The 26090-nt window shown below is 60.8% G+C and carries 25 protein-coding genes; 5 read left to right on the forward strand and 20 right to left on the reverse strand.

Features of this window, described 5'->3' with window-relative positions:
- Positions 1-32: 32 nt before the first annotated feature.
- The 3 genes from G6R19_RS17475 to G6R19_RS17485 all read right to left on the reverse strand — a co-directional run bounded on the left by G6R19_RS17475 (position 33) and on the right by G6R19_RS17485 (position 3545).
- Positions 33-1154 (reverse strand): glycosyltransferase family 4 protein, encoded by a 1122-nt coding sequence (locus G6R19_RS17475; protein ID WP_163167312.1) that lies wholly within the window; start codon positions 1152-1154, stop codon positions 33-35.
- Between the two features lie 162 nt (positions 1155-1316).
- Positions 1317-2429: a hypothetical protein gene (locus G6R19_RS17480; RefSeq protein ID WP_163167314.1), complete on the reverse strand. Its 1113-nt coding sequence runs from the start codon at positions 2427-2429 to the stop codon at positions 1317-1319.
- Between the two features lie 93 nt (positions 2430-2522).
- Positions 2523-3545: a glycosyltransferase gene (locus G6R19_RS17485; RefSeq protein WP_163167316.1), complete on the reverse strand. Its 1023-nt coding sequence runs from the start codon at positions 3543-3545 to the stop codon at positions 2523-2525.
- 360 nt (positions 3546-3905) lie between these two features.
- Here G6R19_RS17485 and G6R19_RS17490 point away from each other — a divergent pair, with 360 nt between their 5' ends.
- From G6R19_RS17490 to G6R19_RS17505, 4 genes are all read left to right on the forward strand, one after another.
- Entirely contained in the window at positions 3906-5315 is a 1410-nt protein-coding gene (locus G6R19_RS17490; RefSeq protein WP_240341946.1) for a sugar transferase, read from the forward strand.
- 106 nt (positions 5316-5421) lie between these two features.
- Positions 5422-7203 carry a DUF4012 domain-containing protein gene (locus G6R19_RS17495; protein WP_240341947.1) on the forward strand — a complete coding sequence of 594 codons (1782 nt, stop codon included), beginning with the start codon at positions 5422-5424 and terminating at the stop codon, positions 7201-7203.
- A 181-nt stretch (positions 7204-7384) separates the two neighbouring features.
- Complete coding sequence (locus G6R19_RS17500) at positions 7385-7978, forward strand: LPXTG cell wall anchor domain-containing protein (protein ID WP_163167318.1); 594 nt, start codon at positions 7385-7387, stop codon at positions 7976-7978.
- A gap of 284 nt (positions 7979-8262) precedes the next feature.
- Positions 8263-8709, forward strand: a complete 447-nt coding sequence (locus G6R19_RS17505; RefSeq protein WP_240341948.1) for a VanZ family protein — start codon at positions 8263-8265, stop codon at positions 8707-8709.
- Positions 8710-8726: 17 nt separating this feature from the next.
- Here the strand turns inward: G6R19_RS17505 and galU are convergent, their stop codons facing one another.
- From galU to paaA, 14 genes are all read right to left on the reverse strand, one after another.
- Positions 8727-9617: a UTP--glucose-1-phosphate uridylyltransferase GalU gene (gene galU / locus G6R19_RS17510; RefSeq protein ID WP_163167320.1), complete on the reverse strand. Its 891-nt coding sequence runs from the start codon at positions 9615-9617 to the stop codon at positions 8727-8729.
- A gap of 66 nt (positions 9618-9683) precedes the next feature.
- Positions 9684-10589, reverse strand: a complete 906-nt coding sequence (locus tag G6R19_RS17515; protein WP_163167322.1) for a nucleotidyltransferase family protein — start codon at positions 10587-10589, stop codon at positions 9684-9686.
- A gap of 4 nt (positions 10590-10593) precedes the next feature.
- On the reverse strand, positions 10594-12177 hold the full coding sequence (locus tag G6R19_RS17520) for a polysaccharide biosynthesis tyrosine autokinase (RefSeq protein WP_163167324.1): 1584 nt from the start codon (positions 12175-12177) through the stop codon (positions 10594-10596).
- Positions 12178-12265: 88 nt separating this feature from the next.
- A complete protein-coding gene (locus G6R19_RS17525; RefSeq protein WP_240341949.1) occupies positions 12266-13477 on the reverse strand; it encodes a hypothetical protein in 1212 nt (403 codons plus the stop codon).
- A gap of 21 nt (positions 13478-13498) precedes the next feature.
- Positions 13499-13780, reverse strand: a complete 282-nt coding sequence (locus G6R19_RS17530) for a PqqD family protein (RefSeq protein ID WP_163167326.1) — start codon at positions 13778-13780, stop codon at positions 13499-13501.
- 8 nt (positions 13781-13788) lie between these two features.
- Positions 13789-14355 (reverse strand): hypothetical protein, encoded by a 567-nt coding sequence (locus tag G6R19_RS17535; RefSeq protein WP_163167212.1) that lies wholly within the window; start codon positions 14353-14355, stop codon positions 13789-13791.
- Between the two features lie 172 nt (positions 14356-14527).
- Entirely contained in the window at positions 14528-14707 is a 180-nt protein-coding gene (locus G6R19_RS17540; protein WP_163167328.1) for a hypothetical protein, read from the reverse strand.
- A 317-nt stretch (positions 14708-15024) separates the two neighbouring features.
- Positions 15025-17142: an excalibur calcium-binding domain-containing protein gene (locus G6R19_RS17545; protein WP_163167329.1), complete on the reverse strand. Its 2118-nt coding sequence runs from the start codon at positions 17140-17142 to the stop codon at positions 15025-15027.
- 315 nt (positions 17143-17457) lie between these two features.
- A complete protein-coding gene (locus G6R19_RS17550) occupies positions 17458-18237 on the reverse strand; it encodes an enoyl-CoA hydratase/isomerase family protein (protein WP_163167331.1) in 780 nt (259 codons plus the stop codon).
- Positions 18238-18261: 24 nt separating this feature from the next.
- Positions 18262-19503 carry a 1,2-phenylacetyl-CoA epoxidase subunit PaaE gene (gene paaE / locus G6R19_RS17555; protein WP_163167333.1) on the reverse strand — a complete coding sequence of 414 codons (1242 nt, stop codon included), beginning with the start codon at positions 19501-19503 and terminating at the stop codon, positions 18262-18264.
- 9 nt (positions 19504-19512) lie between these two features.
- Positions 19513-20034, reverse strand: coding sequence for a 1,2-phenylacetyl-CoA epoxidase subunit PaaD (paaD, locus tag G6R19_RS17560; protein WP_163167335.1), 522 nt, complete (start codon positions 20032-20034; stop codon positions 19513-19515).
- Positions 20035-20039: 5 nt separating this feature from the next.
- Positions 20040-20960, reverse strand: coding sequence for a 1,2-phenylacetyl-CoA epoxidase subunit PaaC (gene paaC, locus G6R19_RS17565; protein ID WP_240341950.1), 921 nt, complete (start codon positions 20958-20960; stop codon positions 20040-20042).
- Entirely contained in the window at positions 20957-21439 is a 483-nt protein-coding gene (paaB, locus tag G6R19_RS17570) for a 1,2-phenylacetyl-CoA epoxidase subunit PaaB (protein WP_163167337.1), read from the reverse strand. The genes paaC and paaB overlap by 4 nt, the downstream gene beginning before the upstream one ends.
- Positions 21436-22452, reverse strand: coding sequence for a 1,2-phenylacetyl-CoA epoxidase subunit PaaA (gene paaA, locus G6R19_RS17575; RefSeq protein WP_163167339.1), 1017 nt, complete (start codon positions 22450-22452; stop codon positions 21436-21438). Before paaA ends, paaB begins: the two co-directional genes overlap by 4 nt.
- Before the next feature lie 322 nt (positions 22453-22774).
- Here paaA and G6R19_RS17580 point away from each other — a divergent pair, with 322 nt between their 5' ends.
- Positions 22775-23797: a LysM peptidoglycan-binding domain-containing protein gene (locus tag G6R19_RS17580; RefSeq protein ID WP_163167341.1), complete on the forward strand. Its 1023-nt coding sequence runs from the start codon at positions 22775-22777 to the stop codon at positions 23795-23797.
- Between the two features lie 30 nt (positions 23798-23827).
- Here the strand turns inward: G6R19_RS17580 and G6R19_RS17585 are convergent, their stop codons facing one another.
- The 3 genes from G6R19_RS17585 to G6R19_RS17595 form a co-directional block, all read right to left on the reverse strand.
- Complete coding sequence (locus G6R19_RS17585) at positions 23828-24001, reverse strand: hypothetical protein (RefSeq protein WP_163167214.1); 174 nt, start codon at positions 23999-24001, stop codon at positions 23828-23830.
- A 14-nt stretch (positions 24002-24015) separates the two neighbouring features.
- Complete coding sequence (locus tag G6R19_RS17590) at positions 24016-24471, reverse strand: hypothetical protein (protein ID WP_163167343.1); 456 nt, start codon at positions 24469-24471, stop codon at positions 24016-24018.
- A gap of 292 nt (positions 24472-24763) precedes the next feature.
- A complete protein-coding gene (locus G6R19_RS17595) occupies positions 24764-26044 on the reverse strand; it encodes a glycosyl hydrolase (RefSeq protein WP_163167345.1) in 1281 nt (426 codons plus the stop codon).
- Between the last annotated feature and the right edge of the window lie 46 nt (positions 26045-26090).

Consider the following 26090-nt stretch of genomic DNA (forward strand, 5'->3'; position numbering starts at 1 on the left):
ACTTCCCCTAAAAAGCGCTGAAAGCCGATCTTTCACTCTGTGAGCCACCGACTAACATCATCGCCCACCCTTTGCCATGAAAATGTGGTCCTGCTTGCTATTGACGCGTTATGTCCCAAGCGCTCCCTCATGTTGCGGTCCACAACTAGTTTTTCCAAGGCATTTGCGAAGTCATTTGGTGACAATCCGGCTGCTACGAGACCGCATGAAGCAGCGTGGATTTGTTCAGGCAATCCACCTACAGGAGTGACGACCATAGGAAGTCCCCGCGACATGGCGTAAGCGACTACTCCCGACTGACTAGCCTCCTTGTAGGGAAGCGCCAAAATGTCAAAGGAATCCAATATTTCGGGTATCTTCTCGTCGTCAATCCAGCCTATGGACCAGTTAAGCGCCGCTCCCAATTCGGTTCCTGCCAAATATTCTTCAGGTCCTGCGCCATGTACATGGCCTTCCACGTCGAGGCCGCGTGAGCGAAGAATTCCAACAGCTTCCGCCAGCAGATCCAGTCCTTTATATTTACCAAGGCGCCCGATAAATCCAATCCTGAGTGCACGGGCGCCGCTTGTATTGTTCCGCGCAACCTCCTGCGGTACATGCGAGTCAAAAGCACCGTGAACAGTCTCCCTAACTGGTCGTCCCCGTAGAGATTTCCCGCTACTAACAGCACTCCGCACTGCTCCACTAAAAACAATAAATTCGTCGGCTCTCGAACGTTCTCCCCAACGAGAAAGCTTCTTTAGGAAATGCTCATCCCCCGGATGATCTACGGCGTCATGCACGCAAGACATGTATTTCACTCCCCTAGGGATAGCGATCGGCGCTATCAAGCCTTGGTAAACACTCTCCATCGAATTGATAACGACTGCTATTTTGTTCTCTTGAATGTATCGCCGCAACCGGACAGCAGAAAAGAGCAGACGAGGCATCCCAAGGATCAAGCCGAATTTGCTCCTATACGTGGGTAAAGCCATGAACGAGGAACCGGTCGCACGGAACTGGGCCTTGTTATCAGCCCCCTCCGCTACAAGGTAGTGAGGTTCAAGATCGGGCCGGTCTAAAAGAGACGCGAACAAATGATAATGGAACTTAGGCCCACCGCCATTGCTTCCTAAATGTGTGACAAGAACTCGCGTGACTTTCGACGACGACATCTTCACTCCTCAACGGCTAAAGTTAGCTTTCCGCAAACAGGGCGACTAGGGAACTTTCCCGCACGATGACGTAAACGCCCGTACGAGCAGATAGTGCTGGTAATAATTCGGCAAGGGCACTAGCCTCACGACGAGGGAATTCTGCAGGCTCCACCCGCTATGTCAGATCGTGCGATTTAGCATGGGATCAACTGGGGCTTCCTCAGCAACCTTAGGCTGGTCGGATGGTTGCAGGACGATGCTTAGCATTAGAGGTAGAAGAGGCGAAAGATGCCGTATGTAAGAACCATAGTCAGGCTCGAAAATAGACTGCACGACGGTAAAGGCAAAAAGTAGGGCAACGCAACGTTGAACCCAGGGGTCTTCGGCGCCTCCCCGAACGGAAGTTTTCCATGATTTCTGCAGCGCTGTGAAAAGACGCACCCAAAGGGCCATGAGAAAGACCACAATTAGTAGGTAGAAGAACTGACCTTTGGCCACCAGCGGGATCGGCACGACAAAGCTGGCCAGTACGGCCAAGGCGTTGATGAAACCACCGACGAAGCCGCCCATGGAAGTGAGTGGTTGTATCGCGGATTGGGCATCTACATTATCGACGCGTGAATCATTGACCACCATACGATAGTGATCAAGGTCGAGACCCATGTAGAAAACAAAGACAGCCGACAGAAAAGCCAGGCCAGCAATGGAACCGATGATCATCGACTTCAGAGGCGAGTACTTTAGCAGTAGCAGACGAAACATAACGTAGAAGCCACCGACAATAAACCAATAACTCCTGAAGAACACGGCATAAAGTATGATGAAAATGAGTATGACGACGTCCCACGGCCATCGGCGTGTTCGCATGGTGACCAGGGCACAAATCGGTAAGATGAAGAATTCTTTTGCGTAATGGCCCAAATAAACGGCCCCCAAAAAAATGACTGCAGCTACAATACCTACCGTTACCAGCGAGAGTCGCGCTGCGGTGCGAGCACGCATAGCGAAAAGCAGTATCGCGCAGAATGCTACAAAGCCTATGATACCGGCCAGTAAAGGCAAATCCGCTAGACCGGTAACTCTGTAAATGTCGGCAACGATTTGAAAAGATTTGTCTGTCGGAATGCCAGGCTCTTCACGGGCCAATGCGGCGATTTTCTCTTCGTCGTAGGAATACTTCGGGGGTAGAAACGGATGCCCAGCCAGAATGTAGACTACGGAAAAACCGACAGCTAAAATGAGCAACAGGTGCATCTGTGCTGACCGCGTCCTAATCCCCAGATCTTCCTTCACGCACACCCCATCTATTTTCCTTTTCAGTACATCCACAGACAAGAGCGAGCGCAGTGCTGGCCACAGTCGTAAATTTGCCGGCGTACTCGGTTGTCAAAGTTCGTAAGCGACATTCAAAGCACGTTCCTGATGCATGTCAGTATTGTTCGCCAGCTGGCTACGCCAAGCTGACACATTCTTTTGCTTCCACGCTGCAAAGTCCAGTTGGCTACGGCAGATGTGGGGAAGAATCTTAAGGGCTGACTCAAGCTTGAGGTCTTCAGAGACTTCCTCGAACGCCGGTATATCACGGACAACTGTAGCAACAGACAGCGCCGTAGCTTCCAGAACCGCCAACGGGAATCCCTCCCACAAGGCGGAATGTATGTAAACGTCGGCTTGGCGAAGATGCTGCTGGACCTCACCTGACGACAGCCACCCGGTAACTAGGACTCCTTCCTCTCGCAAGGTCGCCTCTAGCTCAGGATTTCCGCCACCAATCCAAGTGGCAGAAACATCTAGCCCCCTTCTGCGCAGTTCTCCGATACACCTGGCGAAGAATTCCGGATCCTTTTGGGGTCCGAGCCTACCGGCGCCAACAACGGAAACTACCTGCTGATCAGAAGAGGGACCTGGCGTTCCCGCTATCACCCCCGTCATTATGTTGGGAATCATCAGCCGACCAGCCTTCACCGCTGGCCAACGGGACAGCTTTACTTCTCGCTCAGAACACCCGGCAAATAGCGTGGTATTGAAAGCCAGCGCCCACTCCATTAGCCAGAACAATACTCGCTTGACAAGTCCGATGTCTTGACGTTCAAACGCATAGCAATGCGGCGTGTAGACAATTCGCCGCTTGAGACTCTTAGCGGTAGACAAGCGCGTGTAGGCTCCCCCAAAACTGGAATGGGCGTGGATTGTGACTTCGTCAAAAGCAGCCAACCGCCGACGGAGGTCCAATATCCGACCTAAGTGGCTTGAGCCCATCTGTGTCACAGAGGCAAAGCCCTGAAGATCCGCAGCATCTATTGGCGCGTCATCTCTAGGCGCATACACAAGGTGGTGCTCTGCCTGAGGTGAATTCTTCTTATAATGCCTGATCGCGGCCGCAACGCCACCGCCAAAGCTTTCAGTCACATGAAGAATAGCTTTCCTATTAGGCTTCACCGGTGTCCTCTAATTCCTACATGGGTTCGTGCGTGGAGTGCACGCCTAAAAGACAGGGTCGCACTTAGGCCCGCTCGTGATGCCCGCATCCCCCGAAGGGACATCTTACTGGAGTCCGATGAGGACGACGCGCGCTGCTCAGGTCGTGCCGTAGAATCGGAGAGCCTTGCACCTTGCACCCAATTCGGACTGTCCGCGACGTTAGCAAGTGGTGGGACATCCTAGTCCGGCCTAGCTAGGCCAAATAAAATCGACGGCCTAACGGCCTGTACTTTGAGCTGGGTGAAGATTCGAATGGGGGGGCGAGTGAGAAGTTTAGATGGTTGGCGCATGCGCTACAGCCGGCGCCTAGCTGTATGTGATGCATTCGTAATCGCATGGGCAGTAGTAGGAGCCTATATCCTCAGGTTTGGCTGGAGTCCAGATCTCCAAAGGGGCGAGGAGGGTGTCTACGCACTTGTATCCATACCCCTGGCACTATTTTGGTGGCTCATGCTCGGGGCCTGGAACAGCCGTCAAAGCCGGATACTAGGGGCCGGAGTTGACGAGTACAAGCGCGTGGCAGCGGCATCACTTTGGGTATTCGGTCTCATCGCGATTCTTTCCTACGTCTTTCAGGCGGACATCGCCAGAGGCTATGTAGGTGTGGCGCTACCTGTGGGCTTGATTGGTTTGCTCCTGTCACGCTGGCTTCTAAGGCAGCATCTAAGCGTTGAGAGGGGGCAAGGAGAAAGTATGTCCAGGCTCTTGCTGTTGGGTGGGCCCAGCGCTGTCGAACATCTGGCGGTCTCGCTACGACGTGCAAAATTTGCCGGATACCTGCCTGTCGCGGCCTACACTCCAGGCGCCCAGGTTGGCGCCGAACCAACTTCACTTTCTGGTCTTCCTGTTCTAGGCCATCAGGCCGACGTGAGTTCTATCATTGAAGCCATAAAAGACTGCGACGCTGATGCTGTGGCTGTATCTGCAGGCGTTCAGCTGCACCCGCAAATCCTCAGACATCTAGGATGGGAGCTGGCGGCCCGAAACACGGCTTTGATAATGGCCCCCGCGCTAACGGATATTGCGGGTCCAAGAATTCACACGCAACAAGTTGCTGGGCTGCCGCTTATTCACGTCACAACGCCGACGCTTGAAGGCGGTCAAAGAGTAGCAAAACGTTTGTTCGACATTTTAGTGTCCGGACTGCTCATATTCCTTACGCTGCCTCTCATGGCAGCCATCGCCCTCTGGGTAAAGCTAGACAGTCGCGGGCCGGCACTTTTTCGTCAAGAGCGGGTCGGCATGGAGGGGCAGCCGTTCACAATGCTCAAGTTCCGCTCCATGGTGGTGGCAGCCGAAGACCTTCTGTCCGATTTGGCCAAACACAATGAGGGCAACGGTGTTTTGTTCAAAATGAAGCAGGACCCGCGGGTGACTAAAGCAGGCAGGGTTTTGCGTAAGTTCAGTCTTGATGAACTGCCTCAGCTATTTAATATTTTTGTCGGGGAAATGAGCTTGGTGGGACCACGTCCTCCACTGCCACGGGAAGTAGCCGTATACGAACACGACGTCAGAAGAAGGCTACTCGTGAAGCCAGGCCTGACAGGACTGTGGCAAGTAAGTGGCCGGTCCAACCTTTCGTGGCAGGATTCCGTTCGACTCGACCTCTACTATGTAGAAAACTGGTCTTTAACAGGCGATCTTCTAATTCTACTTCGCACAGTGCGAGCAGTTTTCCGAAGCACTGGCGCGTACTAAACCCACTTTTGCCCCCTGAAAGGCACCGCCCGGGATGACAGCAGCTAATCACGCGGTTCTTGCACCCTCCGAGAAGCGCGTCAGCCGAAACATAAAGGCCCCTCGATTGAAGCGGATAGTCATCATATCCGCTGGCATTTTCTTAATAGTGGCTGGCTGCATCTTATGGCTCAGCTACAAAGCGTCGTCGATGTATTCTCACCTAAATTCTGCTACTTCATTAGTTTCACTGTTGAAGGATGAAATCCTTCAAGATGACACGATAAGAGCGAATGAGATCACCAAAGAACTGCAAACGCATACATCGGCAGCGCGTGGGGCTGGGGAGGATCCGCTTTGGAAGGCGGCTGGGATGCTGCCTTGGGCAGGTGCAAATTTTCGTGCTGCCTCTGAGGTAGCAGTATCGGCAGATGACGTCACCCAACTCGGCCTAACCCCTTTAGTCGACGCGCTCGGGTTGCTGGACTTGAAGATGCTCACGCCAAGTAGCGAAGGTGTAGACCTTTCACCCCTGAGCGCTGCAAGGCCCAAGCTACTTGCCGCGGCCCACGCGGTCCGTGAATCATCAGATCGACTAAATGCCATAAACGAGTCGGCCTTGATTCCGCAACTGGCCGTGCCCCTCGTCGAAGCGCGCGAAGAACTTTCGTCGATGCGGAACGGGCTGGATACTGCCGCCGATATCTCCTCCATCGCTCCCAACATGCTGGGGGCGGAAGCACCTAGGCGTTACCTTCTACTGATACAAAACAATGCGGAGAGTCGGGCATCGGGCGGTATTCCCGGTGCGGTAGCTGTCTTGTCTGTTGACCAAGGGAAACTAACGCTGGAATCTCAAACTAGCGCGAGTGCATTGGGCAAATTTAGTCCAGCAATTGCAGTCGAGGCGCAGCAGCAGCTAATTTACTCGAGGCGGCCAGGGCTTTACATGCAAGACGTGAACCTCACGCCGGATTTCCCCACGACAGCAGACTTGGCAAAGCGGATGTGGGAGACGAGGATGGGCGGGTCACTTGACGGAGTTGTTTCCATCGATCCAGTGGCTCTTAGTTACATTTTGGATGCAACCGGAGTAGTTCACCTTTCTGATCCGCTGCTTCTTACCTTGGCAGGCGAGCGACTGCCCACAGAGTTGAACAGCGGCAACCTCGTTCGGACGCTCCTTTCAGATGTCTACGCAGAAATTAGCGAACCTCAACTCCAGGATGCTTACTTCGCCGGTGTCGCTCACGAGGTGTTCGACGCCCTATCCAAAGGCACAAGCGATCCCAAGGGACTAATTGTTAGCCTCACTCGCAGTGTCGATGAAGGCAGATTGAGGGTCTGGTCAAACACAACAGAAGAACAGGATGTGCTCGCTAGCTACGCCTTGGGCGGCTCCATCACCGGCGTAAGCGTCTCGCCGGCGGAGTTCGGTGTGTACTTCAACGATGGAACCGGCGCAAAAATGGACTACTACGTAAAACGGACCGTGCAACTCTTGAAGGAATGCGCCAAAGACGGTTACGAAGAGACAACTGTCCGAGTCACCAGCGTCAATAGCGCACCGGCAGATGCGGCCACGTCATTGCCAACTTATGTGACAGGTGGAGGAACCTACGGAGTTCCCCCTGGGTCCGTTCAGACGAATATTGTCGCCTATGGTCCAGTGCAGGCCAACGTAGAAACGGCAAAGCTCGACGGCGAGAAGACCCAGTTCGCACCCTATGTTCACAGCAACAGACCGGTCGGTGTTGTCGCCGTACAACTAGCACCAGGCGAAAGCAGGACGGTCGAGTTCACATTCGGAAAAATTGTGCAGCACGTGGAACCTAACCTTGTTGTCACACCAACAGTCGAACCAGTCATGAATGTGAGATTGCCCACACAGAGCGCTGCGTGCAGCTAGGACTCGTGAACCGTGCGTTAACACTATGTAAACCGATTGGATTGACGTTGCTTGAGACAACTTGCAGATGGTAACGTCTTTTTGGGATAAATATCCGTAGTTCTGCACTAGGTCTCGTGCGGAGGGGAATGCTCCCCAAAATCGGGTACAACAAAACTTATACGTCTCCGGGGGGACAATAATGAAGAAAACATTCGCAGCACTTGCACTCGCAGGTTCAATCGCTCTTATAGGCGCCGGCGCGGCTCAGGCCGGTTATGCACCGCTCCCACCGGCCGCTACCGTCTCGGATGCCACCGTGACTCCCGGTGAAACCTTTATTTTCAGTGGGCAAGGCATGCTGCCTAACGAGACAGTCACCATCACTGTGACTCCCGTTGATGGCACGGCGCCTGCTGCCGGTAGCCAGTCAGTTGCTTCAAAGATCAGCGTCTTCGCGGAACCGCAGACTCTTGGAACCACTGCTGACGCTGAGGGTAAGTTCTCCGTCCCGGTCACCCTTAACGAGGCTGGAACGTACTCCATTCTGGCGACTGGCAACATCTCCGATAACACAGTGGGTCCCGTCACGGTTACCGTGGCAGCTTCCCTGGCCAGCACCGGTGGCAACGCCGGCGGCGCTCCCTTGGCCAGCACCGGCGGTGCAGGTTTGGCCAACACTGGCGCCGACTCCGGCCTGGTCCTCTGGACCCTGGTGGGCGCTGGCGCACTCGCAGCCGGCGCTACCTCGGTAGTGGTTGTTCGCCGCCGGGCCAAGTCTGAGGTTGCTGCATAACTGCAACGCAAATAACCACCGAGGAAGGTGGGTGTCCTCCAGAGATGGAGAACACCCACCTTCCTCGTTTAAGGTTTCGAAAGAACTCAGCCGCCAGTCGGAGGGCTTGGCTGTGGTATCAATATGAACTATGGGGAGACATTGGCGACGAGCACCATGGCAGTACGACTTGTCCCTACCCCTACCGGGCCCTCAGATGCTCAGTTACGCCCTCCTGGCGCTACTCGCGGTTGCCGCCCTTGGAATCGCAGCATTAGCCCTTCTGAGGACTTCCTGAGGGAGATGTGAAGCTTCTTCAGAACTACCGACTCTGGCGTCTGATCCTTATCGCCACGATGGTTCCACTGGCTCTCATCGCCTTCTGGCCCACCCCTGTAGACCAGCCAATCCAAGGCCTGCTGACCCGCATCCTGCGATTCCTCCACCGCAACGGAATTCCGAACTGGTTCAGCTACAGATTCTTAGAAGCTTCGGCCAACATTGCGCTGTTTATCCCCATCGGATTCATAAGCTCGCTTGCTTTTCCAAGAAAGGCCTGGTGGCGGATTGGTGCCTTTGGGCTGCTACTTTCCGGAACTATTGAGCTGGGGCAACTCCTGTTTCTTCACGACCGCTTTGCAAGTCCAGTGGATCTTGTAACAAATGCGTCAGGATCTGTCATCGGCGCACTGCTGGCCATTGCGGCACGCAGAAAATTACAGGCCCGCTGCCTTCCGGCAGCGGACCTGTAAGCAGTATGTAGCATCAGTTAGTTGACGAAGCCCTTCATCCAGGTCTTCAGGTCCTCGCCGAACTCAACGCGCTCGGACGCGAGCGTGATGACGGCCTTGAGGTAGCTCAACTTGTCGCCAGTGTCGAAGCGGCGGCCCTTGAATACCACGCCATACACCCCGGAGCCTTCGCCCTCGCCGGAGGCCAGGGTCTGCAGGGCATCCGTCAGCTGGATCTCGCCGCCGCGGCCCGGCTCCGTCTTCTCAAGGATGCCGAACACGGACGGGTGCAGCACGTACCGGCCGATGACAGCCAGGTTGGAGGGAGCCTCACCCGTGGCCGGCTTCTCCACCAGGCTGTTCACCCGGACGTAGTCCTCGCCGTCCACCGCGGTGATGTCTGCGCAGCCATAGGCGCTGATCTGGGACGGATCCACCTCAATCAGGGCGATCACGGAACCTCCGGTCTTCTGCTGCACCTCCATCATGGTGGTCAGCAGGTCCTCAGCCTCGTCAATGAGGTCGTCTCCGAGCAGCACGGCGAAAGGCTCGTTGCCCACGTGCTGGCTGGCGCACAGCACCGCGTGGCCCAGGCCCTTGGCCTCGCCCTGGCGAACGTAGTGGATGGGGCCAAGCTCGGAGGCGTACTGCACAGACTCCAGCTTGTCCTTGTCGCCCTTGAGCTCCAGGGCGCGCTCCAGGCCCGGCTCGCGGTCGAAGTGATCCTCCAGGGAGCGCTTGTTCCGCCCTGTGATCATCAGCAGGTCAGTGAGGCCGGACTTCACGGCTTCCTCAACGACGTACTGGATGGCCGGCCGGTCAACAACCGGCAGCATTTCCTTCGGCATTGCCTTGGTGGCGGGCAGGAAGCGAGTCCCCAATCCGGCAGCAGGAATGACGGCTTTGGTGATAGCTTTCCCCGTAGTCATAGCTGAACCTTACAAATCAGCGGTAGATAAAGGCAATTTCTGGCTGGCCGCTGAGTTCTGACCAGCTTAACCACCGATGTCCCTGAAGTCCCGCACGATCCGCGGGGCAGAGCGCAGGAACCGGGCCCATCTGGCACGATGCTGCGAGAGCCGTCCGCGGACTGACATGTCCGCATAGATGTTCCCACTCAGGAAGACGTCCGGCCGCGGAATGACGGCCCGCCACAACATCTTTGGCTTCTGACGCCACGGCGCCTGTCCGATGGCTATAAGCCTTGCACTCCCCGGTTCCTTGGCCATCAGCCGGTTGCGCCATTCCATGGAGGGCTCCGGCCACTCCGGCAGAGCTTCTTCAGGGAGTAGATCCTCGAGAAAAGGCCGCATGGCCCCAAGGGAGTTAGTGGCCGTGGCGATATCCAACACTGCGGACACGCGCGATTCCCGTTTTGTGAGGTGGGCCAGGAATTCGAGCTCCTGCCGGCAGGCAGGCAGATGAGGAGACCGGAGTGCGTGCAATGCAAGGATCAGGATTCCCAGCGCCGCTGACGGGATGCGCACCTCCTGCCCTGCAAGCTCCAGGCAATCTGTATTTGCCCACATCACCTCGAAACCATCCATTGCCGTACTTTCCATCCCCGGGAAGCGGAAATGGACATCGATACAACACGGCCACTCCGGGTGGTGCAATGTCACCGCGTGCTTCGGAAACGTCCTGCTGTCCGGATCAACGGGACGTTCCCGCCAACCCCGCTCCCGCAAGCCTTGCACAATTGCTTCCAGGCTGGAGGGTGAGACGAAAACGTCCACGTCGGTTGACGTCTTCGGCTGGCGCAGCCCTTGCATCACACTGGCAGGCCCCTTGATGAAGAAGGCACGAACACCCAGGCTTTCCGCTACCCGTGCCACCAAAGCGTGGCACAGGAGTACGCCCTCAGGGACACTGAGTTGCGCTTCATTGGCCGCGTCCGTCATATACCTAGTCCTTGGCCCTGCGCCCGCTGCCAAGGGCTTCCAGCACGCCTTCAGCCCCGCTGTCCTGCGCGATGGTGATGGGCTGCGGCTCGACCCCCAATGCCGGCACGGGCCGGGGCGCAGCGGTGTACGTTCCGTAGTACGTGTAGGCATCCGTTCCCTTGGTTGGCACGTAATTGAGCACGGCCCCCAGGATCCTGCCCTTGACCTTCTCGAGGTTCCCCAGGGACTGTGCCAGCTGCTCCTGGGTAGTCCGGCCCGTCCGGATCACTACCACGGCGCCGTCTGCCGCGCGGGAGAGGACGGCGGCGTCAGTGACCGGCAGCAACGGCGGGGCGTCGATCAGCACGATTGCATCTTCGGCCAGTGTATTGAGCATCTTCTTCATGGCCCGGGACCCCAGCAGCTCACTGGGGTTCGGCGGGATCCGGCCGGAGCCAAGGACTGAAAGGTTCGGCAGCGCACCCCAGGGCTGGAGGACGTCCGCCAGCTCCGCGGTACCGGTGAGGACATCGGTGACGCCCGCTCCCGGAACCAGGTTGAAAACATCCACCAGCGTGGGCCGGCGGAGGTCGCCGTCGACCACGACGACGTTTTCTCCGGCGGCCGCCAAGGTGACCGCCAGGTTGGCCGTGACGGTGGACTTACCTTCTGACTGCACCGAACTGGTGACCACGATGATCCGCGGCGGCTGGTCCACGTCCAGGAAGCTGATATTGGTGCGCAGCTCCCGTAGGGCCTCTCCCATCGCCCCGCCGGCATCGTGGACCTGCATTTCTGTGCCGGCGTCCAGGACGGTACTCCTCTCGTCCAGGCGGTGGTCCACAGGAAGGGTGCCGATCACGGGGAGGCCGAAGAGCCGTTCGATTTCCGCGGCCTTCCGGATGCGCCGGTCCAGGTGCCGGCGGACCACCGCATAGGCGACACCGAGGGCCAGGCCGACGAGTGCGCCCAGCGCCAGGTTGAGCTTGGTGTTGGGTGACGTGGGGCTAGTGGGGAGAACTGCCTTGCCCAAAGGAAGCACCCGGACAGCCGTTGCCGTGGCGTTTGCCGGCGGCTCCGCGCCGGGCGTTGCTGCCGTGCCGGCCTCCACGGCTGCCTCGCCGGCAGGTGCCGTTTCGATCGCCTCCACCTGGGCGGCGAGACCGTTCACCCAGGCATCGGCAACGCGCTGCGCGGTGGCAGGGTCCGTGGACTGGGCAGTCACCCGGATTTCGGCAGTGTCCAGCGGAACCTTCAGGCTGATGCTGCCCAGGAGGGCGTCTGCACTGGTGTTCAGCTCCAGTGCATGGATGACCCGGTCCGCCACAAGCCGGGACTTCGCCACCGACTCGTAGTTCTTGACCTTGGCCTTCGCCAGGCTGTCCCCCGCGAGCGACAGGCTGACGTTGTCCGAGCCCGGCGTAACCACAATGCCGCTGGAATCCGAGGCGTAGATCTTGGGCTGCAGGACGGTCCAGCCCGCGGCCGCCAGGGTGGCCAGCAGGGTGAAGGCAACAATCGCCTTCCAGTAGGCCCGGAGCATGCGGAGGTAGTCCGACAGGTCCATGCCAACGGGCGCTTCCGGGGGCGCGGCTGTGGTGCTCACAGTGGTTCCTTCCACTCAAGTTCAATGTTTCCTGGCCCGGTCTTCCTGGCCGAAATACTGCTTCGTGCGGTTTCGCACCCGTTGGCGGCTACTCGCCGCCCTGTTCCAAAACTGATGCAGCGATGAGCTGCTGCATGGCTAGGGCGACGGCGTCCCGGTACCCTTCCGGCGTGCCGTGCACCTCCCCCACGGCTTCAGCGAGCTGGTCAGGCCGGAGCGCACTGGCGGATACTGCCCAGATGGCCGGGCCGATCCCGCTGAGCCGGACGATCTGGTTGTCCAGCATGACCAGCAGATCGTCACCTATAGCGACGGCATCCTTGGCCGGTGCCCTTCGGATGTAGCTGTCCGGAATGGGTCCGGGCCGGGTACCTCCTGCCGCGCGCGCTTCCCATTCAGGCCTGGCCCCGCTTTGGTTCTGCAGCTGCGTCCTGAACAGGGGATCCAGTGCTACCGGCAGATCGGCCGCTTCCGAGTAGGTCACCTGCCAGACTCCCCCAACGCTGTCTATCAGGCGGCAGAGCGACTGCAGCGGCTCCCTGATGTCCCCTTGCGAGGACGAGTCCGGGATCAGGGCGAGTACCGCATCGGCTAGCGGAACCCTCTCCAGTACCGGTGTCGCCAGGTGGTCACTTTGGACCCGGTTGAGGAGCACGATGGACTGGATGAAGGGCACGGCTGGAGCTGGCTGAAGGCCAAGCTCGCCCGGCCCCACCTGGCGTTTGGGTGCACCCGGCCCCTGCTTTACGGACAACGGCTTGGGATACGGAACCACCGAGCCGTCCGGGCGGATGGCCACCGTTTCGTCCGTGACATACCCATAGGTCTTGGCCAGCACGGACGCCGCGGTGGTTTTTCCCGTTCCCGACTTCGCCACGAGCGCCACCACCGCCCCCGTGGCCGGGTGGGCCACCCCGCAGGCGTGAAGCATTGTCAGCCCGCCTGCATTGGCCAGGATGGCTTCCACTGTGAGCCGGGACGTGAGGTTCTCAGCCAGCTCCGCAAAGGACGCTGCCCGCACGTGGAACATCCCGCCGTCGTGCTTCAGCGACCTGCCGATGACTGTAGCGGTGAACGGCAGGTTGTCCGTGGGCTCCATTGGCGGCGGCGGAAGCACTGGCTCGCGGCTGCTGGCACAGCGTGCCCAGGCCGAACTCATGCTTTCCCGCTGCTGTCGGTTGACCGCACGGCCCCAGCGGACAGTGAACTGCCTTCCCAGGATCTCCAGGCACAGCAGGTCACTGCCTCGTGCCAATTCCTCAAAGAGACGTTGCTTCCATGCCACAACTGCGTTTCCCATGGTTTCCGCGGCCCTGGACGATTAGCGCGACGCGTTGGGGGCGGCCTCAATCAGGCGCTGGGCCTCGAGGCTGGCGAGGAAGCGTTCCACCTGGGATTGCATTTGCCCTGCCTGATCCTCGAAGGTGGCTTCGAGTTCAGCAAGGATAGATTCCTGTGTCCGCCGGCCGTCGATCAGGTCCCAGATAGTTGCAGCCGTGCCTTCCAGGACCACTGGCTGGGTTGCGTCCAAATGGAGCAGGGCAACCCGGCCCTGGTGTTCGGTGCGGGCTTCGGCCACCAGGCCGCCTCGTTTCCAGACCATCGGGCGGCCTAGGTAAGCGCGATATTGGTCGAGATGGTCTCGACCTTGTTGTCGGGGTAGGTGATTGTGAGGGACATGAGGAAGTTCCCTATCTGACTCTTTTTCCCCCTGTAGTAGAAACGAGTCGGCACACTGGCAGTCGCGTTGCTCGCAATGCCCGGGATGCTGCAGGAGGCGGTGAAAACGCCAGTCGCACTGAGGCTCGGACCAATCAGCGTTGCGTTGGTCAGCGATTGGACTCCGACACCAAGGTCGCCCGATGCTGCAGAAACGGGCTCAATCCGGATCAAGACCGTGATGCTTCCTGTGATCGCACTGCCGCTATTCGTGATGTGAAAACCAGTGGGGCCGCTTCCGGTGCGGTTGTGTCCGGCCGCTGTTAGCTCCGGGAAAGCAACCGAGGAACCGGCATCGTCAAATGCTGCGGTGGCGCTGATCCCGGAAGCCGCTGCGGCCGGCGCTGCGATGGCTGTGGCGATAACGGGCAGGGACCATGCCACGCCCGCAACTACCCTGCGGCGGCTGAAACCGCTTTCTTCGCCGCAGGTGACTTTCTCGTTCAGAACCTCAGACAATGATGCTCCCGTTGTAGTCTTCAACCGCAGCCAGCCCTTTAGGAACGGCAGCGGGAGTTGGCCGGGGCACGTTTGCCCGGCCCTGCCTACTCTTCCGAACGAGACTTAAGAATCCTGCAACCAACCTGCAAGGTTGGGTCAAGATCTGCTGCGAGGGGCTGTATGGCGTGGTTCACCAATTGCGCGGGTAGGGATCGGGCTCGGCCACGAAGGTAGTCCCGCCTTCATCCGTCACCATCTGGTCTGATTCACTCAGGCTTGCTGACGCGGAACAGTCATCGCATCGGCCAACAAACTGGTGCGGGCAGGCCGCAAGGTTGATGCCGTCCCCAGTGGATGATCTGGTTCGCATGGATCCCGCCGTTCCTGAATCGCCCAGGGTTCGCCGGGGAGACTCATCGTTTCAGCTGCCGCGATGAATGGTGCCGGCGAGTGCTGCGGTGCAAGCCTTCGCGAAGGCTCCCACCTCGCCGGCACTTCCCAGTAAACAACCAAGCGAAGCGGGAAACACGAGTAGGCGATACCCGTTACTTCAGGCCCACCGTACCCACCTAAGCCCAGCTATGTAGTTCCACCTAAGCCCCTACAGGCTCTGTCCAGGCTCAACCCTCCAAAACCGCGAAGAGCCCCACCCTCGATTGATCGAGGATGGGGCTCTTCACTGCTTGCTTAACCTTCGCAGGCGATACCGTCGGAGTCCGCATCCAGCGCGGAGCGGTAGCCGGGCTGCCAACTGTAAAGTGGCGCTTTCCCTGCATTACGCACCGCAGTGCAGTTCGCATAGTAGACCGGAGCGGGGGCTGGAGCCGGCACCGGTGCGGGTGCGGGGGCTGGAGCGGGTGCAGGTGCGGGGGCAGGAGCCGGTGCAGGCTTGTAGGCGTCAGACGCGTACTCGATGCTCACGCTGCCGGAGCGCCACGTGATGCGGCCGCCCTGGTAGTCCTGTGAGTAGCCGCCACCACTGGCACCATACTCATTGGTTGTCGGGTAACCCAGACGGCCACCTTCGGAGCCCTGGCCCACCCAGGCACCCCTGATGCCACCAGTCATGACGCGCGCGCCCGAAGCCGGAGACCAGACAACTTCTCCACCTTGGAAGTACTGCTTCGCGCCGCCTCCTACGAGGCCACCGACCTCATCCGATGTTGGGTAGCCAAGCCCGCTGTTGGGTCCGCCGGCGTTGATCCACGTCTGGCCGATGCCGCCCTTGATGAAGCGGGAGCCGGTGGCAGGTGACCAGACAATCTGACCGTACTGGAACGCCTGGGTCACGCCTCCGTTAGCAGTGGCGTACTCGTTCGTGGTGGGGTAACCAAGGCCGCTGAGTGGGCCTCCTACCTTGTCCCACGTAGCGCCGATGCCACCCTTGGTGATGCGGGAGCCCGTTGCGGCGTTCCAGGAAATTTTGCCGTACTGAAAGCCTTGCATAACACCGCCGAGCATTGGAGCGTACTCATCTGTTGTTGGATAACCGAGACCACTGAGCGGGCCGCCTGCATTGTCCCAGGTGACACCGATGCCGCCCTTTGTGATCCTCGAACCCGTTGCAGGATTCCAGGAGATCTTGCCGAACTGGAAGTTCTGCATCACGCCGCCAGCCATCGGGGCATACTCGTCAGAGGTCGGGTAGCCAAGGTCGCTGTTTTGGGCACCGATCGAATTCCATACGGTGTTGATACCGCCGATGACCATGTACGCGCCGTACTGCTGGAGGTAGGCGATAGTGCCACGTTCAAAGAACTGGTAGGACCCGCCGAAACGCTGGTTTGCGAACTCCTGGGAGGTGGAAGAACCCAACACCCCCGCTGCTGCTGCATGTTTGTCGGCAATAGCGCCTTGCACTAAGTACGTTCTGTCGGCAGTCGGCTCGGAGGTGCCGGCCTTCTCCGGGTAGTACAACGTGTCGTAGCCGCAACTTCCAAGGGACAGGATCCGCTCGATCCCGTAGTACTCGTCTTGATCGACAGCCAGATTCCAGCGGTACTTAACCTTCAGCCAGGCGGTCGCGTACCTGCACCAAACTGTTGGGTCTGCCGGCAGCCAACTGGTGGGGTCATGATCGCTCTTGCTCTGGTTGATAGCCGAAGGTACCGCTTCCAGGGATTCGTCGATCACCATGTCATTCGCGAAGGCACGGCGCTGCTCCGGCGTCCAATAGGCAGCGCCCGAGTCCCACGCCTCCGACAGGGCAACAAAGTGGTCGATCTCGATTTGGGAGGCATCGTATGCCGTTCCGCCGCCGTACCAACCAGTCCACTGGCCGGCAGTTACTGTGCAGCCCGCGCCCACCGTGGCTGGGACCTGCGATTCTGCTATCAGGACTTCTTTACGTGTGTGGCAGCCATTCCCATCAGCATCAATCCAATGCTCAAACAGGTCCCGGTCGTACTGCACCGTTGACTCAGGCAGAACCTTCAGCGAGCCCAAGAGCCCGGAGACCTGGCCGAACGTGGTGCCGGATTCGCTGGCCGCGTTCAGGCTTTCAGCCGAGGCCACCACCTGAGGTGCCTCCGATGTTACGTGCGGCGCCGGTTCCGCGATGGCAGCAGCGGGGGCGCTGGGCTCTTCCGTCGGTGCCGGCTTGCTTGCCTCTGCGACGGGAGGCGCCACCGGGGTTTCAGCCGAAGCCGTTCCCGTTTCGGCGGGTGGATTGGTTGGTTCCGTAGCCTGCTCGTTGGTTACGGTGGTGGTTGGTGCTGCTATCGCCGGTGCAATGGATCCGATGCTGGATGCTGCAATGGCAAGTGAAGCAGCGGCAGCGAGAAGCCGCCTCTGAGAGACCCCCATGTAGATTCTTTCTCATAGTGCTGCCACGGCGCATCGAGAGTGATTGAGGATCCTTGGCTGCGGAAGTAACGGACTCGTTAGTTCCCCAGCGGATGCTGATTTGGTGACGAAGCTCGTCCCACGTCAACCCGTCGATTTGCCGCTTACCCGGCCTGATAGTGCTTACCTGTTCCGTGCAGCGTGCTTTGAACTGGTTAATCCAGCCTCGCCAACTCTTTCGAAGTTGGATCAAGATCGACGCAGCCCAAACGCAAGGTTGGCTCAAGATCTCTGCCCAGGATGGCAGAGGTCAACCACCGGGTGGTCTGGACAGGCTCAACCCCGGAACTGCGGCTCGCGCTTTTCCTGGAATGCCCGGAAACCCTCGGCATAGTCGTCCGTTTTGCACAGACGTGCCTGCTCGGCGTTCTCCTCGGCCATGGCTTCCCACAGGCCCAACCGCTGGTCCCTGATGTGCGCCACCAGCTCCTTGCTGGCGATAAAGGCACCAGTGGCGCCGCGGGCCACCTTCGCCACAATCCCCCGCGTCGTCTCCAGCAGCTCGTCCGCCGGCATGGCCCGGCTGAACAACCCCTGCGCCACGGCCTCGGTGCCGCTGATCAGCTCCGCCGTGTAGATCAGGTCCAGGGTCCGGTGCATCCCCAGCCGCTCCGTGAAGTACCAGTGCCCGCCCGAATCCAGCGTGGCCCCGAGCTTGGCGAAGGGCGAGCCGAACTTCGCATTCTCCGCCACGTACACCACGTCCGTGGCCAGCAGCAGCCCCAGCCCCACGCCCAAGCAGGCCCCGTGGGCCGCCGCGAACGAGGGAGCCGGGAACGCACTCATCTTCTTCAGCAGCGGCTCCACCAGCCCGCCCAGATACGCGGCGGCGTCGTCATTCTCCGGCGTCACGTTCTGGATGTCCCGGCCGGCGCAGAAGGCGCGGCCCTCTCCCCTCAGCAGCAACGCCCGCACCTCACCGCGGGCGGCGGCGGCAGCAGCGTCGTCGTACGCCTGGGACAAATCCGCCAGCGCCTGCTCATCCAGCGAGTTCAGCTTGTGCGGTGCGTCCAGGACCACTTCGGCCACGCCGTTGTTGATGGAGAGGGAAATCATGGAACTCCTTGCGGTTGAAAAGACTTAGACGTCGAAGTCGACGGTGACTTCCTTGCTGGTGGGGTGGCTCTGGCAGGTCAGCACATAGCCCTTGTCCAGCTCATCCTGCTCCAGCGCATAGTTTTCGTCCATGGTCACGCTGCCGGTGACCACCTTGGCGCGGCATGTGCCGCACACTCCCCCGGCGCACGCGAACGGCACATCCGGGCGGACCCGCAGGGCGGCGTTGAGGATGGACTCGCGGGCGTGGGTGGGGCTGGCCACCTCGCCCTGCAGGCCGTCCAGCTTGAACGTGATCTTGTACGTCTCCTTGGACTCGTCCACCACCACGGGACGGCCCGCGTGCCCCTCCGGCTTGTCCGGCTTGCCGCTCGTGAACAGCTCGAACCGGATGTTCTCCGGTTTCACGCCGCGCTCGGCCAGGGTGTCCCGGCACAGCTGCACCAGCTCGAACGGCCCGCACAGGAACCACTCGTCCACATCGTCGGCGTGGATGGCCGTGCCCAGCAGCTGCTGGAGCTTCTCGGCGTCGATCCTCCCGCTCAGCAGCGGCGCGATCCGCTGCTCGCGGGACAGCACGTGGTGGATGGCCAGCCGCTGCGGATACTTGTCCTTCAGGTCCGCAAGCTCCTCCAGGAACATCACGTCCATGGCGGCCTTGTTGGCATAGATCAGGTCGAACCGCGACTCCGGGTTGGCGGCCAGAAGTGTCCGGGCGATCGCTATCACCGGGGTGATGCCGCTGCCGGCCGCGATGGCCACAAAGCTCGCTTCCCCGTGGGAGGCGACATCCCCTGCCAGCTCCTCCGGGTTGTTCATGGAGTTCATGCGGTTCTGCTCCACCGCCTGGCCGTCCCGGCCGTGCCGCGACACGAACGCGCCCATGGGGCTCATCACGTCCAGCGTGTCCCCGGCCTTCAGCTCGGCGTTGGCCCAGGTGGAGAACAGCCCGCCCAGGTCCTTCTTCACCGCCACCCGGATCTCGCTGCTGCCGTCCGCGAAGCTGCGCGGCTCGGCGCAGATGGAGTAGCTGCGGCGCACCTCGTGCAGCTCGCCGGTCTCATCCGGCAGCTTGGTGCGCAGGGCCACGTACTGGCCGGGCAGGTAGTCGAACTGGCCAGCGAGCTCTTGGGGGACGTGGAAGGCCACCTCGATGGCGTCCTCGGTGAGCCGGCGCACCTCCTTCACCGCGAGGGTGTGGAAGGACGGACGACGGCGGCCGGTGGCCTGCGCCGTCTCTGCGGCGGTCTGGCGGACAACAGGCATGGGGCTTCCTTACAGCACTTTGAAGTAGTCGAACGGTTCCTTGCAGTCCTGGCACACATACAGCGCCTTGCAGGAGGTGGAGCCGAAGCGGGTGAGTTCCTTGGTGTTCAGGCTGGCGCACTGCGGGCATTTCACAGCCATGCTCAGGCGGATGGGGCCGGCGTGGCGGGCTGCTCCTGCCTTGCCCGACGGCGGTGCGATGCCGTACTCCTGCAGCTTCGCCTTTCCGGCGTCCGTCATCCAGTCCGTGGTCCAGGCCGGGGCGAGTACCAGGTCCACCTCGACGTCTGTGTAGCCCTCCTTGGCGAAGGCTGCCTTGAGGTCGTCGCGGATGGCGTCCATGGCGGGGCAGCCCGAGTAGGTGGGGGTGATGGTGACCCTGACCTGTTCTCCTGCCACCTGCACGTCCCGCAGGATCCCCAGGTCCTCGATGGTGAGCACGGGGATCTCCGGATCGCAGACGGTGGCGGCGATGTCCCACGCCGTTTGCCGGGGAGTGCGGGTCCGGGTTTCAAAGTCGGAGATGTACATGGCCTTCACCAGCTGGCTCCGGGATGCTCGCGCGCCAGCACCTGCATCTCGGCCAGGATGTAGCCTAGGTGCTCCGAGTGCTTGCCGTGCCGGCCGCCACCGGGGGCCGCCGGGACGTCCGGCACCTCCAGTTCGGCCTCTTTGAGGACTTCGCCACTGAGCCGGTCAAAGTCCTCCCGCAGGCTGGAAGGCGCGACGGCGGCGCCTGCCTCGGCGAGCCTTTGCGTTAGCTCGTCGTCCTGGAACAGTTCGTTGACGTACGGCCACATCAGCCGGAGGCCGTGGATCATTCTGCGGCGGGACTCTTCGGTGCCGCCGGCCAGGCGGAGGATCCACTGGGCGCTGTGGTCCCGGTGGTAGTCCACTTCCTTCACGGCCTTGGCCGCGATGGCTGCGAGCGTGGCGTCAGTTGATTCAGTGAGCCGGCGGTACAGCTCGAACTGGTAGTAGCTCACGATGAACTGCCGGGCGATGGTCACCGCGAAGTCGCCGTTGGGCTGTTCGAACAGCTGGACACTGCGGAACTCGTGCTCACGGCGGAAGTAGGCGAGGTCGTCCTCACTTTTCCCCCAGGCGCCGCCGGCGTAGCTGAGGAAGCTTCGGGCGTGGCCCAGCTGGTCCAGGGCGATGTTGCCTAGGGCCACGTCCTCTTCCAGCTCGGGGGCGCGGGAGATCCAGTGGCCCAGGCGCTGGGCGAGGATCAGGGCGTCGTCGCCGAGCCTCAGTGCGTATTCTGCGACTTCCTCTGACGGCTTGGCCAGGCCGGTCCGGACCTCGAGGGCGATGTCCTCCGGGCGGAGCGCGTTGCCGGGCGTGATGCGGGTGGCGCTCGCGTTGGAGTCGCCACTGCCCGATGGGCCGGCCACGCCGGTGGAGATATCTCCATGGCCTGAGTTCTCGGTGGTCCGGGTGGTTTCGGGGATCACAGGTGCTTCACCCCTTCGCTCTTGGTGTAGTACGTGGCGTGCCGGTAGTCCTTGCCCTGCGGTGACTCGAAGAACGATCCCTTGGCGTCCGGGTCACTTGCGGCGATGGCTTCAGCCGGGACAACCCAAATGGAGACGCCCTCGTTGCGGCGGGTGTAGAGATCGCGGGCGTTGCGCAGGGCCATGGCGGCATCCGGTGCGTGCAGGCTTCCGGCGTGGACGTGGCTCAGGCCGCGGCTGGACCGGACGAATACCTCCCAAAGGCCCCAGGCGCCGCGGTCATGAGTTTCGGCAGGCATCGGTCCGGCGGCGGGCTGGATCGAGGGAACCTGGTTCTCGGAGGCCCGGGTTGTTGCGGCGGCCTTCGCCTCGGCGGCGGCTGCCTCGGGGGTGGGGGCGCCGGCCGGAACCTGCTCCGCGCCGCGGATCACTTCACTGGCCGAACTTGCGGGGACTTCCGGGTTGCCGTGGGGGCTCATGCTGCGTATTCCTTCGTCTTCATTGACTGTTTTGCCCGCTGTTTGTCCGCATAGGCGGACGCTGCCTCGCGGACCCAGGCGCCGTCGTCGTGCGCTTGCCTGCGGCGTTCCAGACGCTGGGAGTTGCAGGGGCCGCGGCCGGCCAGGACTTCCTGGAACTCGTGCCAGTCCAGCGGACCGTGCTCCCACTTTTTGGTGTCCTCGTTGTAGCGGATCTGGTCATCGGGGAGGGTGAGGCCCAGGACCCGAACCTGCTCCACCATCATGCCCACGAAGCGGCTGCGGAGTTCATCGTTGCTGAAGCGCTTGATGTTCCAGGCCATGGACTGCTTGGAGTTGGGCGAATCATCGTCCGGCGGGCCGAACATCATCAGGGACGGGGCGTACCAGCGGTTCACGGCGTCCTGGGCCATCTGCTTCTGCTCAGGGGTGCCGTTGGAGAGTTCGAGGAGGATCTCGAAGCCCTGGCGCTGGTGGAAGGACTCTTCCTTGCAGATGCGGACCATGGCGCGGCCGTAGGGGCCGTAGGAGGCGCGGCAGAGCGGGACCTGGTTGCAGATGGCGGCACCGTCCACCAGCCAGCCGATGGCACCCATGTCCGCCCAGGTGAGCGCCGGGTAGTTGAAGATGCTCGAGTACCGTGCCTTGCCGGCGATGAGGTCTTCCATCATCTTGTCCCTTGTTTGGCCAAGGGTTTCGGCGGCGCTGTAGAGGTAGAGCCCGTGGCCGGCCTCGTCCTGGACCTTGGCCATGAGGATGGCCTTGCGCTTCAGGCTGGGAGCGCGGGAAATCCAGTTGGCCTCCGGCTGCATGCCGATGATCTCCGAGTGCGCGTGCTGGGAGATCTGGCGCAGCAGCGTCTTGCGGTACGGCGCCGGCATCCAGTCTTTGGGCTCGATCCGGGAATCCTCGGCCATGACCCGGTCAAAGTTGGCCTTGCCTGCCGCTTCTTCCGCCGAGAGCTCCTCCGGGGATAGCTCAGCTGGCACTGACTGCAAGTTCTGCGCTGCCATGGTTGCTCCTATGCAAAGACCTTCTGGGACGTGCCGAATTATTTACCGACCGTTCGTTCAGGATATGCGGAAGCGTTCCAGACCGTCAAGCGCGTTCGCCCCCTCCCCTGCGACGCTCTCTCACTTAACGCGGCCTTTTCCCAAACGCTCTCTCACTTAATGCGGCCTTTCCCCCGACGCGCCATCACCTCCCGCACGAGGTGCGCGCCGCCGTCGTACGCCTTGTCCTGCCTATAAAGCTCATCAACTATGCTCGGGTGTGGCCTGACGGACCTTGCGCATGGCTTTTTGGGGGGAATGTATGGAAAACGAAGGTACTGCAGTGGCTCGGAAGCATGTAGGGCTGGCACGGTGGGCAGCTGCCTCCATTGCACTATTGGCGATGGGGCTGGCAGGATGCACGCAAACTGAGCCTTCAGCCCCAGCGCCCTCGGCCACCGCCGCACCGGAAGTGACAACGGCCAGCAACGGAAAGCCTCCGCTACGCGGGGAAGCGGTGGCCGACTCGTTCGGCAACGTGGATTACTACACCACGGTCTCCGGCGACACCCTCGCCAGTGTGGCTGCCGCTTACAACCTTTCAGAGGCAAAGGTCGCTGAATTCAACGGACTCCAGCCGGGTTCACCCGTGAGCCCGGGTACAAAACTCCGGTTGCTTCCCGCTGAACCGATAATTGGGGCAAAGGGCGCAGCCACAGTTGACGCGAACGGCATCCCAACCAGTTACAAGGTGGAAACCGGAGACACCTTAAGTGGCATTACGTACCGGTTCAACCTCACCCAGGAACAGTTAGCCGAAGCCAACAAGGTCCCGTTCACCTACGAAAAAGGTGGCACCTACTTCATCCAGGCCGGACACGTTATCCAGCTCCAGAAAAACCCCGTGCACAGCCGGTCAGGCAAGGGAACAACAGTCACCAACTCGTTCGGCCAGGCCATCTACTACACCACCGTGGACGGTGCCTCTTTCGACAGCCTCGGATACAAATTCCGCTCCACTACCGAACAGATCCTGCTGTACAACCCGTCACTCAAGGCCAACGAGCCGATCCCGGCGGGACGCAAAGTGCGGTTGATACCCGGCGAACTCAAGATCGAGGGCGCGCAGGGCACGTTCACTGCCGATGCCGAAGGAATTCCACTCACCTACACCACAGCCCCCGGCGACACGGAGCGCCAAATTGCGTTCCGATTCAGCATCACCGACCTGCGAGCAGCGAACCGCCCGACCACCGGCACAGGCGGAACCTGGTACGAAGCTGTTGACCTGCCAACAGGGGAATTAGTACCCGGACAGACCATAAGCCTCGCGCTGGACAAGCCCATCAACAAACCAGGCCTTTAGACCTCAGGGATCCAGCAGCTCCGAGCTGGACTACTCACCAGGACCCGTTTCTCCTTTGGGCGGCGCGGTGCGTCGCAGCTCAGCTATGCGCAGCCGAAGGAAGGTGATCACCAGGATCAGGACGTAGACGGCCAAACCGATCAGCACAGCCATCACGGCAATGTAGAGCACGGCCAGGATACCGAAGCCTGGAGCGGGGTTCACGGTTACCTCCGGCCTTAAGGATTGGCCCCGTGGGGCCTCTCCCGGTTTGAGCTGCCGGTGGCATCGTAAATGGGTTCCCCATTCTGGTTCACCGGGAAGCTCTCTATGACGTCACCTGTCGCTGTCTCAATGATGACCACAGAGTCTGCAGGCCAGGCGGGGTCGGGGACAACGGTGAAATCAACATCAGCGACGTTGGTGACTTTGCCCGCGTCGTTCATCGAGCGGTTGAAAGCATCAACAACTTGCCCGGTCCTGGTGTTTACCGCCACGGTTTCCTGGGGGAGCCCTGAGACGTCACCGGACAAGGGGGTCGCGTTCCACCAACCCTCGTACCCGCCCACGGTTGTGGGGCGTTCAACCTCGGCCGCCGCTGCCGGCGTGGCGTTGGGCGGGGCGGTTGCCCCGCTAGCGCAGCCAGCCAATGCAATGACAGCAGCAATTCCAATGAGTCCCAGTCTTACCCGCATAACTTCCCCCAAAGCTGATTCCGACAAACTGCACCAGGCAAAGACCCCTGCTCAGGTGCTGCTCGTCCTAAGCCTAGGGGACAGCGTCTCTGAGGCCGACGGCCAGCCCGGACCGCGACCGGCCGGAACGGTGATTAGCACCCTCCTGCAAGGTGACACCAGGCGATGCTGACACTTGCTGCAAGTGCAGACGACTTATCGATATGAGACCCGGAGCGCTCCGCTCCGTGGTTTGGGGGCGAGCAGTGCGGTGTCCTTAAGAAGCGAGCGGTCGGGGAAACTCACCCGGCTGTTAGTTGCGGGGTTCGCAGGATTGCTCGGGACCGTAGTGCAGCCAGTCCGGCAAAGCGGTAGTGAACGCCTCCCGGACTGCGGGTGTGTTGGTGACGGTCCAGTCCACCCTGCCTTTGACCTCAACCTCTTCTTTGTGCCATTCGAACCAGTTGATCATTTTCAGTTGCGGGAACCGGGCGGCCGTGGCGGGGTCGAAGAGCTGGCTCCACCACGCTTGCTTGATGGCCAGTTCAGCTTCCCCGATGGTTCCAGGGGCGAAGAGCGCGGCCGTTTCCGGGATCGCGACAGGTTTGCCGTGCGCCTCCCCGTAGACCTGGTAGAAATCCGGGAGCAGGGTATCGTCGCCGTTGGCGCCGGCGTAGTTGCCCGTGAGCTGGTCAACGAACTTCAGAGGTTCCGGAATCTCGTTTTCACCCCAGGGGTAGTCTGCGCCCCAGTGGTAAAGGGACATGCCGACCCAGTCCACCGCGTCATCACCCGGGTAGTAGGGCGCGTAGGAGTCATCGCCCATGCTCAGCACCCCGTCCGCGTCGGTGTCCAGGGCAGCGAAATCGGGCGTACCCGGTTTGGCTTCGTACTGCCCGCCGGCGAACGGGTATCCCCCGCCGTAGTTCGGTGCCCACATCATCGCCGAGCCCGGCGCACGGGTGTGGACTGCCTCCGCCATGGTCCGGTACGCCTGGATGTACTGGGCCGGCTGTTGCGACCAGGGGTACCAGGAGCCGTTCATTTCATGCGCGAACCGGACGATCACCGGGACGCCGTCGTCATTGAATTCCGCCAGATCAGCTGCCAGCGCCGCCGCCGATTCCGGGGTGACCGAGGCGAGCCCATTCATGGGTTCCAGGGTCAACAGCATCATCTGCCCGTGGGCGCGGATCTGCTCAACGGCCCGTTGCAGGTCAACCTTCTCCTGCTGTGTGTAGGGGAACCCGGTGAAGGACACGCTGACTGCCGGCTTGTGCCCGAGGTCCGCGGCGTAGCCGGCAAGTGGTTTGGCGTGCCAGTCAAGGTTCACACCGAACAGCGCGCCGCTGGCGGGTACCAGTTCCGCCCGGTCCGCAGCCCGGCAAAGGGGTCCGCTTGGCGTGGTTGCGGGGGCCTGGTTCTGTTGCTGGTTCTGCTCCTTCGCCCTGGCGGACACGCTGGTGTAGATGCCGGCACCACCGATGCCCCCAGCGACCAGGGCGACAACCCCGGCGAGGACGAAAGCCTGCCGGGTCTCCGATCCGCCTTTCTCCTTTTGTTTGCGGTTCCCCTTCGGAGTTCCCTCTGACATTCGTGCGCTACCCCTCTGACCTGCGGTTTTACCCAATCCTATTAGG

Origin of the sequence: Arthrobacter sp. Alg241-R88 (assembly GCF_900537115.1) — a bacterium.
GTDB lineage: Bacteria > Actinomycetota > Actinomycetes > Actinomycetales > Micrococcaceae > Arthrobacter.

Coding starts and splice junctions, on each gene's coding strand:
- G6R19_RS17475 (WP_163167312.1), bottom strand. CDS start 1,154: ATGTCGTCGTCGAAAGTCACGCGAGTTCTTGTCACACATTTAGGAAGC.
- G6R19_RS17490 (WP_240341946.1), top strand. CDS start 3,906: ATGCGCTACAGCCGGCGCCTAGCTGTATGTGATGCATTCGTAATCGCA.
- G6R19_RS17500 (WP_163167318.1), top strand. CDS start 7,385: ATGAAGAAAACATTCGCAGCACTTGCACTCGCAGGTTCAATCGCTCTT.
- galU (WP_163167320.1), bottom strand. CDS start 9,617: ATGACTACGGGGAAAGCTATCACCAAAGCCGTCATTCCTGCTGCCGGA.
- G6R19_RS17515 (WP_163167322.1), bottom strand. CDS start 10,589: ATGACGGACGCGGCCAATGAAGCGCAACTCAGTGTCCCTGAGGGCGTA.
- G6R19_RS17525 (WP_240341949.1), bottom strand. CDS start 13,477: ATGGGAAACGCAGTTGTGGCATGGAAGCAACGTCTCTTTGAGGAATTG.
- G6R19_RS17530 (WP_163167326.1), bottom strand. CDS start 13,780: ATGGTCTGGAAACGAGGCGGCCTGGTGGCCGAAGCCCGCACCGAACAC.
- G6R19_RS17540 (WP_163167328.1), bottom strand. CDS start 14,707: ATGCGAACCAGATCATCCACTGGGGACGGCATCAACCTTGCGGCCTGC.
- G6R19_RS17545 (WP_163167329.1), bottom strand. CDS start 17,142: ATGGGGGTCTCTCAGAGGCGGCTTCTCGCTGCCGCTGCTTCACTTGCC.
- G6R19_RS17550 (WP_163167331.1), bottom strand. CDS start 18,237: ATGATTTCCCTCTCCATCAACAACGGCGTGGCCGAAGTGGTCCTGGAC.
- paaE (WP_163167333.1), bottom strand. CDS start 19,503: ATGCCTGTTGTCCGCCAGACCGCCGCAGAGACGGCGCAGGCCACCGGC.
- paaD (WP_163167335.1), bottom strand. CDS start 20,034: ATGTACATCTCCGACTTTGAAACCCGGACCCGCACTCCCCGGCAAACG.
- paaB (WP_163167337.1), bottom strand. CDS start 21,439: ATGAGCCCCCACGGCAACCCGGAAGTCCCCGCAAGTTCGGCCAGTGAA.
- paaA (WP_163167339.1), bottom strand. CDS start 22,452: ATGGCAGCGCAGAACTTGCAGTCAGTGCCAGCTGAGCTATCCCCGGAG.
- G6R19_RS17590 (WP_163167343.1), bottom strand. CDS start 24,471: ATGCGGGTAAGACTGGGACTCATTGGAATTGCTGCTGTCATTGCATTG.
- G6R19_RS17595 (WP_163167345.1), bottom strand. CDS start 26,044: ATGTCAGAGGGAACTCCGAAGGGGAACCGCAAACAAAAGGAGAAAGGC.